This is a genomic window from Pseudomonas sp. TMW22090 (assembly GCF_022496665.1).
GTDB classification, from domain to species: domain Bacteria; phylum Pseudomonadota; class Gammaproteobacteria; order Pseudomonadales; family Pseudomonadaceae; genus Aquipseudomonas; species Aquipseudomonas gregormendelii.
Genome location: NZ_SCFH01000003.1, coordinates 293,985 through 309,341, shown reverse-complemented (window position 1 = coordinate 309,341; position 15,357 = coordinate 293,985). Strand labels below are relative to the sequence as shown.

Genomic DNA, 15,357 nt, shown 5'->3' with positions numbered 1-15,357 from the left:
GAAGAACGCTGGAGCACCGTTGGGTGTCAGGCCTCCCTGGTTATCGTTGGCGACCATCGCGAGCGAGCTCCTACAGGGCTATATGCATAAAAGTTTTGCTGGAACGGTTTTTCGAGGGTAAGTTGCGCGCCGGTTTGTTGTCGGGCAGTCGAGGGCTGTCATGCAGCGCGGGGCAACTTGGGCCCAACTAATTTCAGAGGACCTCCACTTGCCTATTTCTTCTTTGTTTCGCAATGCCCTGTTGATGGCTGCCGGACTGACAGTTGCTTTCGGTGCCCAGGCTGCCGGTACGGTGCATATTTATAACTGGTCGGACTACATCGGTCAGACCACCCTGGAAGACTTCCAGAAAGAAACCGGCATCAAGCCGGTGTATGACGTCTTCGACTCCAACGAAACCCTGGAAGGCAAGTTGCTGGCCGGGCGCACCGGTTACGACGTCGTCGTGCCGTCCAACCACTTCCTGGGCAAACAGATCAAGGCGGGCGCATTCCAGAAACTCGACAAGTCGAAGCTGCCCAACTATTCGAACCTCGACCCAGTGCTGCTCAAGCGCCTGGAGCAGAACGATCCCGGGAACCTTTATGCCGTGCCGTACCTGTGGGGCACTAACGGCATCGGTTACAACGTCGATAAGGTCAAGGCGGTACTGGGTGTCGACAAGATCGATTCCTGGGCCGTGCTGTTCGAGCCGGAGAACATCAAGAAGCTTCACAGCTGTGGTGTCGCCTTCCTCGATTCGGCTGACGAAATGATGCCGACAGTGCTCAACTACATGGGCCTGGATGCCAACAGTACCAACCCGCAGGACTACAAGAAGGCTGAGGCCAAGTTGCTGGCGGTGCGGCCTTACGTGACTTACTTCCACTCCTCCAAATACATCTCGGACCTGGCCAACGGCGACATCTGCGTGGCTATCGGTTTCTCCGGCGACATGTTCCAGGCGAAAAACCGCGCTGAAGAAGCGAAGAAGGGCGTGAACATCGCCTACTCGATTCCCAAGGAAGGTGGCGCGCTGTGGTTTGACATGCTGGCGATTCCAAAGGACTCGAGCAACGTCAAGGAAGCCCACGCCTTCATTAACTATTTGCTGAAACCTGAGGTCATCGCCCAGGTCAGTGATTACGTCGGCTACGCCAACCCTAACCCTGGGTCGGACAAACTGATGGAGCAGTCCATTCGCACCGACGAAGCGGTTTATCCACCGCAGGCAGTCCTCGACAAGACCTACGTGTCCATCGAGCTGCCACCCAACATTCAACGTTTGATGACCCGCAGCTGGACCAAGGTCAAGTCGGGTAAATAGCTTCAAAACTATCCAAGGTTGGCTCACCTTGAGCGAACTGCACTCTGTTTTTTTGGGAGTTTCGTAAATGGCAGTTGCCTCCGGCGCCTACAAGAAAGCCCTCGAGGGCGACCAGACACCTAAACAGGTGCTGGTCAAAATCGACCGGGTCACGAAGAAGTTCGACGAGACGATTGCCGTGGACGATGTGTCCCTGGAAATCAAGAAAGGCGAGATTTTCGCCCTGCTCGGCGGTTCGGGATCGGGCAAGTCCACGTTGCTGCGCATGCTTGCGGGCTTCGAACGGCCTACGGAGGGGCGCATTTTCCTCGACGGTGTGGACATCACCGATATGCCGCCGTACGAGCGGCCGATCAACATGATGTTCCAGTCCTACGCCTTGTTCCCGCACATGACCGTGGCACAGAACATTGCCTTCGGCCTCAAGCAGGACAAGATTCCCGCGGCCGAAGTCGACGCCCGCGTAGCCGAAATGCTCAAGCTGGTGCAGATGAGCCAGTACGCCAAGCGCAAGCCGCATCAACTGTCTGGCGGCCAGCGTCAGCGTGTGGCCCTGGCGCGCTCCCTGGCCAAGCGGCCGAAGCTGTTGCTGCTCGATGAGCCAATGGGCGCACTGGACAAGAAACTGCGCTCGCAGATGCAGCTGGAGCTGGTCGAGATCATCGAACGAGTCGGTGTAACCTGCGTCATGGTGACCCACGACCAGGAAGAGGCCATGACCATGGCCGAGCGCATCGCGATCATGCACCTGGGCTGGATCGCCCAGATCGGCAGCCCGATCGACATCTACGAAACTCCGACCAGCCGCCTGGTCTGTGAATTCATCGGTAACGTGAACATCTTCGAAGGCGAAGTCATCGACGACGCCGAAGGCCACGCGATCATTACCTGCAAGGACCTGGACCGCAAAATCTACGTGGGCCACGGCATCAGCACCTCGGTGCAGGACAAGTCGGTCACCTACGCGATCCGTCCGGAAAAACTGCTGGTTACCGCCGACATGCCGACGTGCGAATACAACTGGTCCAGCGGCAAGGTCCACGACATCGCCTACCTGGGCGGCCACTCGGTGTTCTACGTCGAGCTGCCAAGCGGCAAGCTGGTGCAGTCATTCGTGGCCAACGCCGAACGTCGTGGCCAGCGTCCGACCTGGGGCGACCAGGTCTATGTATGGTGGGAAGACGATAGCGGCGTGGTACTTCGCTCATGAACATGCGCAAATTCAAACGCCGCCTCAATCGAATAATTCCCGGTGGCCGCCAGCTGGTCATCGGGGTTCCGTTCATCTGGCTGTTCCTGTTCTTCATGTTGCCGTTCTTCATCGTATTGAAGATCAGCTTCGCCGAAGCCGACGTGGCCATTCCGCCGTACACCGAGATCTACAGCTTCATCGACCAGAAGCTCCAGGTGCTGTTGAACCTGGGCAACTACGCGATGCTGGGCGACGACGAGCTGTACATCGCCGCGTATCTTGGCTCGTTGAAGATGGCGCTGATCAGCACTGTCCTCTGCCTGCTGATCGGCTATCCGATGGCCTACGCCATCGCCAGTGCCCGCAAAGAGATGCAGACGGTGCTGGTGCTGCTGATCATGATGCCGACCTGGACCGCGATCCTGATCCGCGTGTATGCGTGGATGGGCATCCTCAGTAACAACGGCCTGCTCAACGGCTTCCTGATGACCATGGGCTGGATCAACGAACCGCTGCAGATTCTCAACACCAACCTGGCGGTGTATATCGGCGTGGTTTATTCCTACCTGCCGTTCATGATCCTGCCGCTTTACGCCAACCTGGTGAAGCATGACAACAGCCTGCTGGAGGCGGCCTCCGACCTGGGCTCAAGCACGTTCAACAGCTTCTGGAAAATCACCATTCCATTGTCCAAGAACGGCATCGTCGCTGGCTGCATGCTGGTGTTCATTCCGGTCGTGGGTGAGTTCGTCATCCCGGAACTGCTCGGCGGTCCGGAAACCCTGATGATCGGTAAAGTGCTGTGGCAGGAATTCTTCAACAACCGTGACTGGCCGGTGGCGTCTGCCCTGGCGGTGGTGATGCTGGCGATCCTGATCGTGCCGATCATCCTGTTCAACCGTAGCCAGGCCAAAGAGATGGAGGGCAAGGAATGAAGCGCTTCCGTTTCTCGAGTTTCATGCTGGTAGTGGGACTGCTGTTCATCTACGCGCCGATGCTGATCCTGGTGATCTACTCGTTCAACGCCTCGAAACTGGTGACGGTATGGGGCGGCTGGTCGATCAAGTGGTACGTCGGCCTGATGGACAACAGCCAACTGATGGGCTCGGTGCTGCGCTCGCTGGAGATCGCCTGCTACACGGCGGTAGCGGCGGTAGCGCTGGGTACACTGGCGGCCTTCGTGTTGACCCGGATCACCCACTTCAAGGGGCGCACGTTGTTCGGTGGCCTTGTCACCGCGCCGCTGGTGATGCCCGAGGTGATTACCGGTCTGTCGTTGTTGCTGCTGTTCGTGGCAATGGCACAGATGATCGGCTGGCCCCAGGAGCGTGGCATCGTCACCATCTGGATCGCTCACACGACGTTCTGTGCGGCGTATGTGGCGGTGGTGGTGTCGGCGCGCCTGCGTGAGCTGGACCTGTCCATCGAAGAGGCCGCCATGGACCTTGGCGCACGGCCGTGGAAGGTGTTCTTCCTGATCACCATCCCGATGATCGCGCCATCGCTGGCAGCGGGGGGCATGATGTCCTTCGCGTTGTCCCTGGATGACCTGGTGTTGGCGAGTTTCGTTTCCGGGCCGGGGTCTACGACCTTGCCGATGGAAGTGTTCTCGGCCGTGCGCCTGGGCGTGAAGCCTGAGATCAACGCCGTGGCCAGTTTGATTCTGCTGGCGGTGTCGCTGGTGACCTTCCTGGTGTGGTTCTTCAGCCGTCGTGCGGAAGAGTCGCGCAAGAAAGCGATCCAGCAGGCCATTGAGGAAAGCGCTGCCGACTCATGGAAGCAACCGGACGTACGTCGCGCGCAGGCACCGGAAGCCGTTTGAGTCTGTAGGCTCGAACACCTGTGGGAGCGAGCCTGCTCGCGATGAAGGTTTAACGTTCAACGAAGATGTTGAATGTCAGTCCGCAATCGCGAGCAGGCTCACGCCGGCAAGGGCTTTTCGCTGGGTGCGGAGTCCAGGTGCGGCAGCCCCGCAGCATGAAGTCTTCCACAGGTTTTTCAGCGGTCAGGAAATCCACGGGGACTTGCGGATGATCTCAACGAAGTTCATCGGCTTGAAACCTGGCTCACTGTCCACCAGCACATCCGCATTCACCGTGCCGAAGGTGGTGCCTGGCTTGTCCTTGAAGCCGTTGGCAAAGGCACACAGGATGCACTCCTTGAACCCTTCACCCCGTGGATGCGCATGCACCACCGCCTCGCGCTGCACGGTGGAAAACGCCGCGTAATCGATGCCCAGTACATCCATCTCGACCCCGGCTGTTACCAGGGCCACGTTGGGGCGAAGGTGTTGCGGCACTCCCGGCGTGGTGTGCAAGGCAATCGATAACCACACCTGTTCGATGTCGTCATCGCTTAAGCCATAGGGCTTGAGGAAGGCTTTGGCGGCGTTCGCGCTGTCGACCTCGAAACGCTCATCGGCAGAGCGGTGGCTTTCCACCAGGCCCAGGTCATGAAACATCGCGCCGACGTAGAGGAGTTCCGGGTCGTAGGCCAACTGCTGGCGTTCGCCGCTAAGAGCGCCGAACAGGAACACCCGGCGAGAGTGGTGATAAAGCAGGTCTGACTCGACGTCGCGAATGTATTCGGTGGTGGCCCTGGCCAGGGCGCTGTCGGGGATCTGGATGCCGGCGATGTGGCTGCTCATGGGTGCTTTCCTCGTGGGGAACGCCTTGGTGGCGCTGATGGAACAAGTCTGTTCCTGCACCACACAGCGGACAATCAAGCCATGGCTGCGATCCTTGCCAATGAACATGCATATCGCGCCAGCCTCGCTTGTTACGCCGCGATTGGCTAAGTTCCTGTAGGCGCGAGCTTGCTCGCGATGGAGGTGAACGATGAAGAGGGCTGCCTGGACGAAATGGCGCCATTGAGTCCATTGCGAGCAAGCTCACTCCTGCAGGGGGCATTGAATGGGGGCAAGTCTGTCATGAGTAAAACCGTTGCCATCGTGGTCTTTGCCGGCGTTCAGTCCCTGGACGTCACCGGGCCCATGGATGTGTTTTCCGAGGCCAATCGTTTCCTGGCACGGGCCGACCACTATCGCCTGGAAGTCATTGGTGTCGAGCATGGGGTGATGGCCTGTTCCAACGGTTTGGCAGTCAATGCCCATCGGCATTACTGCGAAGCGCTGGAGGACTATGACCTGCTTCTGGTGGCCGGCGGCCCGCAGTTGCCGTACATGAATTTCGGCGCGACTTTTGATGCCTGGCTGCGCGACGCCAGCGCTCGGGCGCAACGGTTCGGCTCGATCTGCAATGGCGCATTCATGCTTGCCCGAGCCGGGCTGCTGGAAGGCAAAACGGTGACCACCCACTGGGGCGATGCGGCGGCGCTGGCCGCTTTATGTCCTGGTACGCGTGTCGAAGCCGACCGGCTGTACGTGCAGGATGGCGCGCTGTACACCTCGGCGGGAGTGACTGCAGGGATTGATCTGTCGCTGTTCCTGCTGGCCCAGGATCACGGCCCGGAAGTCGCCTTGAGCGTGGCGAAGCGCCTGGTGGTGTTCACCCAGCGCTCGGGCGGGCAGTCGCAGTTCAGTCCATTCCTCACGCCCCATGCCGAACCGACCTCGGCGGTGGCGCTGGTGCAGCTCCATGTGCTGGCCAACCTCACCGGGGACCTGACCATCGCCGACCTGGCCAACGCCGCAAACATGAGCACCCGTAATTTTTCCCGGGTGTTCGCCCGGGAAGCGAAGATCACCCCGGCGGAGTTCGTCGAAAGAGCGAGGTTGGATGCGGCGCGGGTGTTGCTGGAGAGCACCCGTGCACCACTGAAGACAGTGGCGTATCAGTGTGGTTTTCGCGATGCACAGCACATGCGCAGTGTGTTCAACCGGCGGCTGGGGGTGACGCCCCAGCAGTTCAGGCTGAATTTTGCGGTGGTGGTGTGAGGCAGAGGTCTGGGGTGTCCATGCGCGCCCCATCGCGGGCAAGCCCGCTCCCACAATGGTCGCGCCGATTACGAATTATGTGTACGGCGCAAATCCTGTGGGAGCGGGCTTGCCCGCGAAGGCGTCAGCCTAGCCAACACAAATCTACTGAGCCACTGGCACCAACTTCAAAGTACTGCGCGTATTCGCCGCCACTTCCTCCTCATTGAGGTAAGCCTGGAAATAAACCCCTTCGATATACGCCTCGGCCTGGTCGTCATAGTGGCTGTTAAAGGGCACGCCGCTCTGACCGACCGGGTTGACGGTCAGGCTGTGGGCCGGGTCGGCGAAGTCGATCAGGCGCCGGGTCGACGGGCCATAGGTGACAGGCCAGGGCGCCGGGCCGATCTTCGCCGACAGGTTGTTGGGGACTTCATGAGTGCCCGGCGCTGCGAAGGGCCCGACGTTGAAGACCTGGTCCAGCGGTTTTTGCTGCCCTACCGGATGACCATGGGTCAGGGTATGCGCCTTGCCCCACTGCCACTGCGCGAAGTCTGCGCCAAGCGTGTTCCGAAGGTGTGCCAGGCTCGCTTGCCATGCCACCTTGACCGTGTCGGCGCGGGTTTCCCTGACGAGGGTGTCGCGGTTGTCCCACCACGGTGAATCCGCGCTGGCGGCCAGGCGCGGCAGTGCGGCATCGATCACCCGGGTCGACAGCAGGGTTTCGAAAAACCCATCGCCCAGCTCGTCATGCATGGTTGCGTCAGTCAGGTTGAACAGGAACTGGTTGAACAGCGTGGCACTGGTGGAGTCCAGCGGGTAATCACCTTGCCACCGGGCCAGTTGCTCCACCAGCCGCAGTTCGGCAGGATCGCTCACCACTTCGCGTAATACCGGCAACAACGGGGCGAGCAAGCGTGGCCCGTAGCCGGTGGTGGTGCCCAGTTGCAGCTTCTGGCTGGCTTCCAGGTCCCACATGACCGCTTTGTCGCCGAGCTGGCGATTGAGCTGCTGGCCACGATCCGCCAGGTTGTAGTACCCGGGGATGTCCATGCCGGTTGGCGATACCGGCTGGAAGTTGGCCGACACGATGTAGCCCCGCGACGGATTTTCTTCCTGAGGGTTGGCGCTGAACGGGTAGAAGCCGTCCTTCTCCGCCTCGGCAGTGCTGCCATCGAGAATAAAGCCACCCCGCACCCCTGCGGGACGCTTGGGTAGCTGCGCTGCCGCCCACCAGCCGATGTCGCCCTTGGCATTGGCCCAGACGATGTTCAGGCCGGGCGCCTGGACCTTGGCTGCGGCACTGCGCGCCTTGGCCAGGGTGTCGGCGCGGTTGAGCTGGTAGAAGCCTTCGAGAATCGGATTGGGGCTTTCGAGGAAGCCCCACCACATGGCGATCGGGGTCTTGCCCACGTTCGCGCCCAGCGCATCGTTGACGATCGGCCCATGGGGCGACTGGCGCAGTACCAGGGTCACTGGGGCCTGACCCTTAACCGCGATCTGCTGCTCGCTGGAGGTCATGTCCACCCACTTGCCGCGATACCAGACCTGGTTGGGATTGTCCGGATTGACCTTCTCCGCGATCAGGTCCAGGTCATCGTTCTGGAACATGGTGATGCTCCAGCCGAAATCGTGATTCAGGCCGAGTGACGCAAACGGCATCAGCGCCTGATAGTGACCGTAAAGGTCAAAGCCGGGTGCCGAGAGCTGCGCCTCATACCATACCGACGGCGCCGAGAAGCGAATGTGCGGGTCACCCGCCAGCAGCGGCTTGCCGCTCTTGGTGCGGCTGCCGGCGACGACCCAGGCGTTGCTGCCTTCGAACTGCGGCAGGCCGTGCTCCGCCAGGGCCTGTTCACTCAGGCGGGCGAGGGCGTTGAGGTCCTTCCAGTCGACACTGGCAAGGGGCCTGGCAGCGCCACCCTGCTGACTGGCCAGCACGCCTTTGGGCTGCCAGTCGAGATCGAACACATTGAGGTAGTTCGCGCCGAGTTGATCACGCACGTAGGTCAGCAGGGGCTCGGTACGAAACGCTGCGGCGAAACTGTAGGCCATGTAGCCGGCGATGCTGATGGTGTCCTGTGCGGTAAACGGGCGCTTGGGGATGCCCAGCACGTCGAACTCCACCGGTCGCGCATGGCTGTCCTGGTACTGATTGATGCCGTCCAGATACGCCTGCATGGCGATAAACGCCGGCGACTGTTGATCCAGGCTGGCGAAGTAGGTCTCAGCGCGCTCCCGGATGCGCAGGCTACGCATCAGCTTGTCGGTATCGAGCAGTTTGGGCCCCAGCACTTCGGCCAGTTCACCTCGGGCGAGGCGACGCAGGACTTCCATCTGGAACAGCCGGTCCTGGGCGTGCACATAGCCCAGCGCGCGGTACAGGTCGGGTTCGTTTTCGGCGCGGATATGCGGGACGCCGCGTTCGTCGTAGCGCACCGTGACCGGACCCTGCAGGTGTTGCAGTTCAACCATGCCCGTGCGCGTCGGCTGTTTGCTATAGACGTACCAGCCAGCGCCGGCGGCGAGCAGCACAACCAGCAGGACGAGAACGGTCAGGAGGCGTTTCATGGTGATTCCTTGTTCTTGTTATGAGTGACAGCAATTCCCTGGCGACACTGTTTAACACGACCTGCCGCGACGGCCCATCGCCCTTAGGAGGGATTCGTATTGCCGGATCTTCCCTACTTCGTTGCCGCCACAGGCCAGGGGCAGTAACACCCCACCGCCAGTGTGTGAGTGGCGCTCACCTCACGCCCTTCGTTCAGCGCCTGCAGGATCGGTTCGATGAAGCTGTTACTGGAATTGCACGTCAGGCCTTCGCTGTAGGGGCCAAAATAGGCCAGTTTGCCGGTTCGATCCCATATCGCCACGGCGGGGCTGGCGGGGATCTGCTCGGAGCCAGGCAACACGTTGATGTTTTTCAGCCCGCCCAGGGTGCTCGGTAACTGACCGTGGCTACCGGGTTTTTGCACCGAGTAGAACTCGATGCCCTGTGGAACATAACGCTCGACCAGCTCACTGAGATGCTGCTGGTTGCCGACATTGCAGGGGCACGCAGGGTCCCAGAAGTGCACCAGGCGAATGGCCCCGGGGCCTGCAAGGTCGTCCGGCAGACGCAAGGGGTCGCCGGAGAATACTGCCGTATGTTCGCTGAATGCGCGCAGGTAGCGACCTTGAAACCAGTCGTATGCCGCCCACAGTACGACGGCGCACACGAGGGTGAGCAGGCTGGCGAGCAGTGTGGTGCGGTAGGCCGGGCGCATGGAATGCTTTCCTTGGAGGTCGGTTAGCTTGCCATGCTTGCCGGGACAGATGAATATCGCAGGCCGATAAAGTCCGTTTCACTCGCTGGAAATTGCTCATGTCTGCCACTTTCGCCCCCGATCACTTGCGCGCCAGCCTGCGGCCATTGGCCGATGCCCAGCCATTGTCGGAGCAAGCGCGGGCGTATCGGCACTTTTATGGCCTGGATTTTCCCGGGCGCGAACTGCGCACTGGCCTGGGCCGATTCGAGGCGGGTGGTTATCAGCTGGTCAGTCAGTTCTGGTGGCCGGCGCGGGCGAAAGCGACGTTGTTCCTGTTTCACGGTTTCTACGATCACACCGGGTTGTATCGGCACGTGATCGACTGGGCGCTGGATCAGGGCTTCGCCGTCATTGCCTGCGACCTGCCGGGGCATGGTCTGTCCAGTGGCGAGCGGGCGAGCATTCGGGATTTCAGCGAGTACCAGGACACGCTGCAGGGCTTGTTCGCCGAAGCGAAGTCGATTGATCTGCCGCAGCCGTGGCACTTGTGCGGGCAAAGCACCGGGGGTGCGATTGTGATTGATCATGTGCTCAACGCGGGCGCGCAAAGCCCAGCCCAGGGCCAGGTGATTTTGCTGTCGCCACTGGTTCGACCACGGGCGTGGGGTTGGTCACAATTGAGTTATCACCTGCTCAGGCCCTTCGTCAAAGGTATCGCCCGGCGCTTCAGCGAAAACTCCAACGATCCGGACTTCCTGCCCTTCCTGCAAGCAGACCCGCTACAACCGCTGCGCCTGCCCACCGCCTGGGTAGGCGCGCTCGCCCGTTGGGTCAAGCGCATCGAGGCAGCACCGCACAGCTTGCGTCGGCCGCTGATCGTGCAGGGGCAGGCGGACATGACGGTGGACTGGCAGCATAACCTTGGGGTGTTGCGGGCCAAATTCGACCGGCCGCAGGTGTTGATGCTGCCTGAGGCGCGGCATCATCTGGCGAATGAGACGCTGGCTTTGCGGGCGGAGTATTTCGGGTTCTTGACCAAGCGGATCAAGGGGCGGAATTTGTAGTGGCAGTGAAGGCCCGCGATGGCGTCATGCCAGGCACTGAAAATTATTGGCCAAGGTTAGTCTGCCCCACCGCCAACCCCGCCCGAATAGCCGCCAGCGCCGCCTGGTAATAAGCCTTGCCTTCAGTCGATTCGGCAAAGGTCGCGAACTCTTCCAGCTCGGTATCCGACAGGTCGCGATAGACGTACAACAAGGTGTTGTTCAGGTCGCTGCCGATCTGGTCCATCAGGCGCTGGCGCTGACCATTCAACATGCCCTGAGCCTGGCCGCCGCCCAGCAGACCGGGGATCATGGAGCTCAGACTGTCCGCCGCGACGCCGGCAATCGCCAGGCTGACCTCGGCGCCCGCTTCGCGCGCAGGCAGGGCCTGGGCCAGATGTCCGATGATCAGCAGGCGCGCGTCACTGGCCTCGATTTTCGGCAAGCCCTTGGCATTCTTCGCCAGCTGATCGCGGCGGGTTGCCAGCAACTCCGCCGCGACGATTTTCTTGCCCAGCGGTGACTGGAAAAAGGCCAATGCCGGCTTGGGATCGGCCAGGGTCTTGCGCAGCTGCGCTTCCGCCCGCTGATCGACCGCTTGAGGCGCAAAACGCTGATTGCTGTTGTTCACCAATGCCTGGAACACTGCCGGTGGCAGGCTGTTCTGGTAACGCTGCTGTGCCGCCGACAAGGCATCGTTAAAATGCGCGCGTTGTTCCGGCCAACCGGCGACCTTGTACAACTGGTCGTGGTCGTCTGCCCAGGCGGGTAAAACGCAGAACATCAACAGTGAGAAAAGCAAACGACGCATTAGGGACTCCTGTCAGCAGGCGACTATTCTCCGTGTGGCATTCGGACTTGTCGAGAATTCGTATCAAGCCGCTGCACGGCTCTGTCGGATTAGCAGGCACAGGAATACTATGCGCGCCATGCAAATACCCTCTGATCATCCGCTGCTGTTACGTATCGTCGACGACCTGGCCACACATGGCTGGTCGCAGCAGAATATTTTCCTGCCTCTGGGTCTGACCCGGGAACTGGCTGCTGAGTGCCATAAACGTTCAGCCGAAGGTGAATTGGCGCCTGCCGCCGTGGGTCGCGGGCCCACTTCGGAGATTCGCGAGGGCATTCGTGGTGACCGCATTCAGTGGATCGAGCCTGGCCAGGCGCTGGCGTGTGACAGTTATCTACAGCTGATGGACAGCCTGCGCGAGGCGATGAATCGGGGCCTGTTCCTCGGCCTGGAGGATTTCGAAAGCCATTTCGCGTTGTACCCGCCAGGCGCTTTTTACCTCAAGCACGTCGATCGCTTTCGCGACGACGACCGGCGCATGGTGTCGGCGGTGGTCTACCTGAATGATGCCTGGCTACCCGAGCACGGTGGCCAGTTGCGCATGTACCTGGACGAAGGCGTGCAGCATGACGTCGTGCCAACCGGCGGCTGCCTGGTGGTCTTCCTGTCCGGCGAAGTGCCCCACGAAGTCCTGCCCGCCAGCCGAAATCGCCTGTCGTTGACCGGCTGGTTCCGGCGACGCGGCAACGAGCCCTTCTGACCATGCAGAAAATTCTGGTAAGCCGCTGCCTGCTGGGTCACCGCGTTCGCTACGACGGCGGTGCCAGTGGGCCTTTCGATCAGTTGCAGCAATGGGTCGATGAGGGTCGGGTCGTGCCTTTGTGCCCCGAGGTGGCCGGCGGCTTGCCGACTCCCCGGGCTGCCGCGGAAATCCCCGGCGGGCAGGGCGGTGAAGTGCTGGATGGGGGGGCGGCGGTCATCACCACTGATGGTGCGGATGTCAGCGCCGAGTTCCTGTCGGGGGCGTATCAGGCCCTGGAACTGGTGCAAAAGCACGGCATCCGGATTGCGGTGCTGAAGGCCAACAGCCCGTCGTGCGGGAATCTGTTGACTTACGACGGGACGTTCAGCGGTGTGAAGGTCAGCGGTGAGGGCGTCACGGCGGCATTGCTGCGACGCTACGGGGTGCAAGTCTTCAGCGAGCTGCAACTGCCGGAAGCGGCCCGTGCTTTGACCGCACAAGACTAACCGCCCGAACACATCTGCTGTGGGAGCGAGCCTGTCCCTCAACACCTTAGCTGGATATGCCGGCCTCATCGCGAGCAGCTCGCGCCCCCTGGGTTATCCATCTGCCTCGGCTCAGGGCTTCGGCGCCACACTCGTATCCGCACCAAACCACTTCTGCGACAGTGCCTGCAGGCGTCCGTCCGCCTTGATCCGCCCCAGCGCATTCTCCAGGCTGGCATGAAACGCCGGGTTGCCCTTCTGGAACGGGATGGCCAGGCGCACCGGCGCAGCAGACTTGGGTTTGTCCTGCGCCAAGGTCTGTACCAGCAGCATCGAGCGCGGCTCCGGTTCTTTCTGCGCGATCAGATCTGCCTTGGCATAGCTGTAGGGTTCGGTGAAGTCGAAACGATCCTTCAGATCCGGGGTCAGTGCTATGTGGTTGATGGCGACATCGTATTTGCCGCTTTCAACCCCAGGCAACAGCTCACTGGCATCGGCAACGACGAAGTCGGCCCGCACGTCCAGCTCTTGGGCCAGCAGCTGGCCCAGTTCGACTTCAAAGCCGGCGAGCTTGCCGTCGTCCTTGAAATTGAAGGGTGGTGTATTAGCCTCAAGAGCGATGCGTAGTTCGCCACGGTCGTTGATGTCGTCAATCAACTCGGCATGAGCCAGTGGGCTCAAAAGGGGTAGCAGGCAGATCAGGCCAGGCAAAAAACGCATGGTCACTCCTTTGAATTCATTATTGCGAGGCTCTGGATCGGCTCGCTTTGCTATGGTTGTCGAGTGCCTTCGACAACAAATGGTCATGAAGTTGTCATGACTGCGCAGATTTTACGTAAAAACTGGAGAAGAGAATGAAAACCTTTATGTCACGAGCAGCATTGGCTGGCCTGTTGATGGGGGCTTCGATGCTGGCAACGGCAGCCACTCCGGCTCCCAAGGGAGCAGAAGCGTTCATCGTGTCGCCCGAAGACGGCGCCAAGGTGCCGCAGGAATTCAAGGTCAAATTTGGCGTCAAGGACATCTCCCTGGCCCCGGCTGGCGATACGACCAAACACACCGGTCACCACCACCTGCTGATCGATGTCAAAGAGCTACCAGCCGCCGGTCAGCCGATTCCGACGGACGCCAACCACATGCATTTCGGCAAGGCGCAGACCGAAGCGACCATCAAGCTGCCGCCAGGCAAGCACACCTTGCAGCTTGAGCTGGGTGACAGCGGCCACATTCCGTTCGATCCGCCGATCGTGTCGAAAAAGATCACCGTGACTGTGGAGTAACTTTTCGCAGGCAGAAAAAAGGGAGCCCCGAAGGCTCCCTTTTTTGTCGCTCAACATCGCTGTCAGAACAGTACGCGGCAACGAATGGTGCCGTTGATGTGCTGCAGCTTCTCCTGGGCGATTTCCGAGTAGTCGGCGTCGACGTCGATCACAACGTAGCCGACTTTCTCGTTGGTCTGCAGGAACTGACCGGAAATGTTGATGCCGTTTTCTGCGAAGACCTTGTTGATCTCGCTCATCACGCCCGGAATGTTCTCGTGGATGTGCAGCAGGCGGTGCTTGCCAGGGTGAGCCGGCAGGGCCACTTCCGGGAAGTTCACCGACGATACCGAAGTACCGTTGTCGCTGTACTTGACCAGCTTCTCGGCCACTTCCAGGCCGATGTTGGCCTGCGCCTCGGCGGTGGAACCACCGATGTGCGGGGTCAGGATCACGTTGTCCAGGCCACGCAGCGGGCTTTCGAACTCTTCGTCGTTGGAGCGCGGTTCTACCGGGAACACGTCGATGGCTGCGCCGATCAGGTGTTTGTCCTTGATCGCGTCCGCCAGGGCGTCCAGCTCGACCACGGTGCCGCGCGCAGCGTTGATCAGGATGCCGCCCTTTTTGATGGCGCGGATTTCCTTCTCGCCGATCATCCACTGGGTCGCAGCGGTTTCCGGGACGTGCAGGGTGACGATGTCGGACATGCCCAGCAGGTCGTGCAGGTTGCCGACCTGGGTCGCGTTACCCAGTGGCAGCTTGGTCACGGTGTCATAGAAGTACACTTGCATGCCGAGGCCTTCAGCCAGTACCGACAGTTGGGTACCGATCGAGCCGTAACCGACGATGCCCAGCTTCTTGCCGCGGATTTCGAAGGAATTGGCCGCGCTCTTGATCCAGCCGCCACGATGGCAGGAAGCGTTTTTCTCGGGGATGCCACGCAACAACAGAATCGCTTCGGCCAGCACCAGCTCGGCTACGGAGCGAGTGTTGGAGTACGGTGCGTTGAATACTGCGATCCCGCGTTCGCGAGCCGCGTTCAGGTCGACCTGGTTGGTGCCGATGCAGAAGCAACCGACAGCGACGAGCTTCTTCGCGTGATCGAAGATCTCTTCGGTCAGTTGCGTGCGGGAGCGAATGCCGATGAAGTGCGCATCAGCGATCTTTTCCTTCAGTTGGGCTTCCGGCAGAGAACCAGTGAGGTACTCGATGCTGGTGTAGCCCGCCGCCTTGAGGACGTCGACAGCCGATTGGTGGACGCCTTCGAGAAGAAGGAACTTGATCTTGCTCTTATCGAGAGAAGTCTTGCTCATCTGCGTAAACCTGTATCCCGGAGAAAAATGGCAGGAAGTCAGCAGACGCTGACCCCGGACGGCAGGAACGCCGTCGCCGCAGAATCGCCTTTGGGCACTATG

15 protein-coding genes are annotated in these 15,357 nt (G+C 60.6%); 9 read left to right on the top strand and 6 right to left on the bottom strand.

What is annotated here, in order from left to right:
- The first annotated feature begins 208 nt into the window (after positions 1–208).
- The 4 genes from EQV97_RS10660 (at position 209) to EQV97_RS10645 (ending at position 4,320) form a co-directional block, all read left to right on the top strand.
- Complete coding sequence (locus EQV97_RS10660) at positions 209–1,306, top strand: polyamine ABC transporter substrate-binding protein (protein WP_122841085.1); 1,098 nt, start codon at positions 209–211, stop codon at positions 1,304–1,306.
- A 67-nt stretch (positions 1,307–1,373) separates the two neighbouring features.
- A complete protein-coding gene (gene potA, locus EQV97_RS10655) occupies positions 1,374–2,516 on the top strand; it encodes a polyamine ABC transporter ATP-binding protein (RefSeq protein WP_045059756.1) in 1,143 nt (380 codons plus the stop codon).
- A complete protein-coding gene (locus EQV97_RS10650) occupies positions 2,513–3,433 on the top strand; it encodes an ABC transporter permease subunit (RefSeq protein ID WP_122841086.1) in 921 nt (306 codons plus the stop codon). Before potA ends, EQV97_RS10650 begins: the two co-directional genes overlap by 4 nt.
- Positions 3,430–4,320 (top strand): ABC transporter permease subunit, encoded by an 891-nt coding sequence (locus EQV97_RS10645; protein ID WP_122841087.1) that lies wholly within the window; start codon positions 3,430–3,432, stop codon positions 4,318–4,320. Before EQV97_RS10650 ends, EQV97_RS10645 begins: the two co-directional genes overlap by 4 nt.
- Before the next feature lie 183 nt (positions 4,321–4,503).
- Here EQV97_RS10645 and EQV97_RS10640 read toward each other — a convergent pair whose 3' ends face one another.
- Complete coding sequence (locus EQV97_RS10640; RefSeq protein ID WP_122841282.1) at positions 4,504–5,145, bottom strand: HD domain-containing protein; 642 nt, start codon at positions 5,143–5,145, stop codon at positions 4,504–4,506.
- A 282-nt stretch (positions 5,146–5,427) separates the two neighbouring features.
- Between EQV97_RS10640 and EQV97_RS10635 the strand changes: the two genes are divergently transcribed.
- Positions 5,428–6,393, top strand: coding sequence for a DJ-1/PfpI family protein (locus EQV97_RS10635; protein ID WP_122841283.1), 966 nt, complete (start codon positions 5,428–5,430; stop codon positions 6,391–6,393).
- A gap of 144 nt (positions 6,394–6,537) precedes the next feature.
- Here EQV97_RS10635 and EQV97_RS10630 read toward each other — a convergent pair whose 3' ends face one another.
- Together EQV97_RS10630 and EQV97_RS10625 are read right to left on the bottom strand one after the other, a co-directional pair.
- Entirely contained in the window at positions 6,538–8,943 is a 2,406-nt protein-coding gene (locus EQV97_RS10630) for a penicillin acylase family protein (protein ID WP_240888921.1), read from the bottom strand.
- A gap of 113 nt (positions 8,944–9,056) precedes the next feature.
- The gene (locus EQV97_RS10625) at positions 9,057–9,638 is read right to left on the bottom strand and encodes a DUF6436 domain-containing protein (protein WP_045059761.1); all 582 of its coding nucleotides are present in this window, start codon (positions 9,636–9,638) and stop codon (positions 9,057–9,059) included.
- Between the two features lie 98 nt (positions 9,639–9,736).
- On the opposite strand from EQV97_RS10625, the gene EQV97_RS10620 reads away from it, so the two are divergent.
- Positions 9,737–10,684, top strand: a complete 948-nt coding sequence (locus EQV97_RS10620) for an alpha/beta hydrolase (protein WP_122841090.1) — start codon at positions 9,737–9,739, stop codon at positions 10,682–10,684.
- A 43-nt stretch (positions 10,685–10,727) separates the two neighbouring features.
- Here EQV97_RS10620 and EQV97_RS10615 read toward each other — a convergent pair whose 3' ends face one another.
- Positions 10,728–11,474 (bottom strand): DUF2059 domain-containing protein, encoded by a 747-nt coding sequence (locus tag EQV97_RS10615; RefSeq protein WP_240888920.1) that lies wholly within the window; start codon positions 11,472–11,474, stop codon positions 10,728–10,730.
- Positions 11,475–11,583: 109 nt separating this feature from the next.
- On the opposite strand from EQV97_RS10615, the gene EQV97_RS10610 reads away from it, so the two are divergent.
- Positions 11,584–12,216, top strand: coding sequence for a 2OG-Fe(II) oxygenase (locus EQV97_RS10610; RefSeq protein ID WP_045059764.1), 633 nt, complete (start codon positions 11,584–11,586; stop codon positions 12,214–12,216).
- Between the two features lie 2 nt (positions 12,217–12,218).
- Entirely contained in the window at positions 12,219–12,704 is a 486-nt protein-coding gene (locus EQV97_RS10605; RefSeq protein WP_122841093.1) for a DUF523 domain-containing protein, read from the top strand.
- Between the two features lie 111 nt (positions 12,705–12,815).
- On the opposite strand, the gene EQV97_RS10600 is transcribed toward EQV97_RS10605, so the two are convergent.
- On the bottom strand, positions 12,816–13,403 hold the full coding sequence (locus EQV97_RS10600) for a transporter substrate-binding domain-containing protein (protein ID WP_240888919.1): 588 nt from the start codon (positions 13,401–13,403) through the stop codon (positions 12,816–12,818).
- A 134-nt stretch (positions 13,404–13,537) separates the two neighbouring features.
- Here EQV97_RS10600 and EQV97_RS10595 point away from each other — a divergent pair, with 134 nt between their 5' ends.
- A complete protein-coding gene (locus tag EQV97_RS10595; protein WP_045059767.1) occupies positions 13,538–13,963 on the top strand; it encodes a DUF4399 domain-containing protein in 426 nt (141 codons plus the stop codon).
- Positions 13,964–14,025: 62 nt separating this feature from the next.
- On the opposite strand, the gene serA is transcribed toward EQV97_RS10595, so the two are convergent.
- Complete coding sequence (gene serA / locus EQV97_RS10590; RefSeq protein ID WP_122841096.1) at positions 14,026–15,255, bottom strand: phosphoglycerate dehydrogenase; 1,230 nt, start codon at positions 15,253–15,255, stop codon at positions 14,026–14,028.
- Positions 15,256–15,357: the final 102 nt, after the last annotated feature.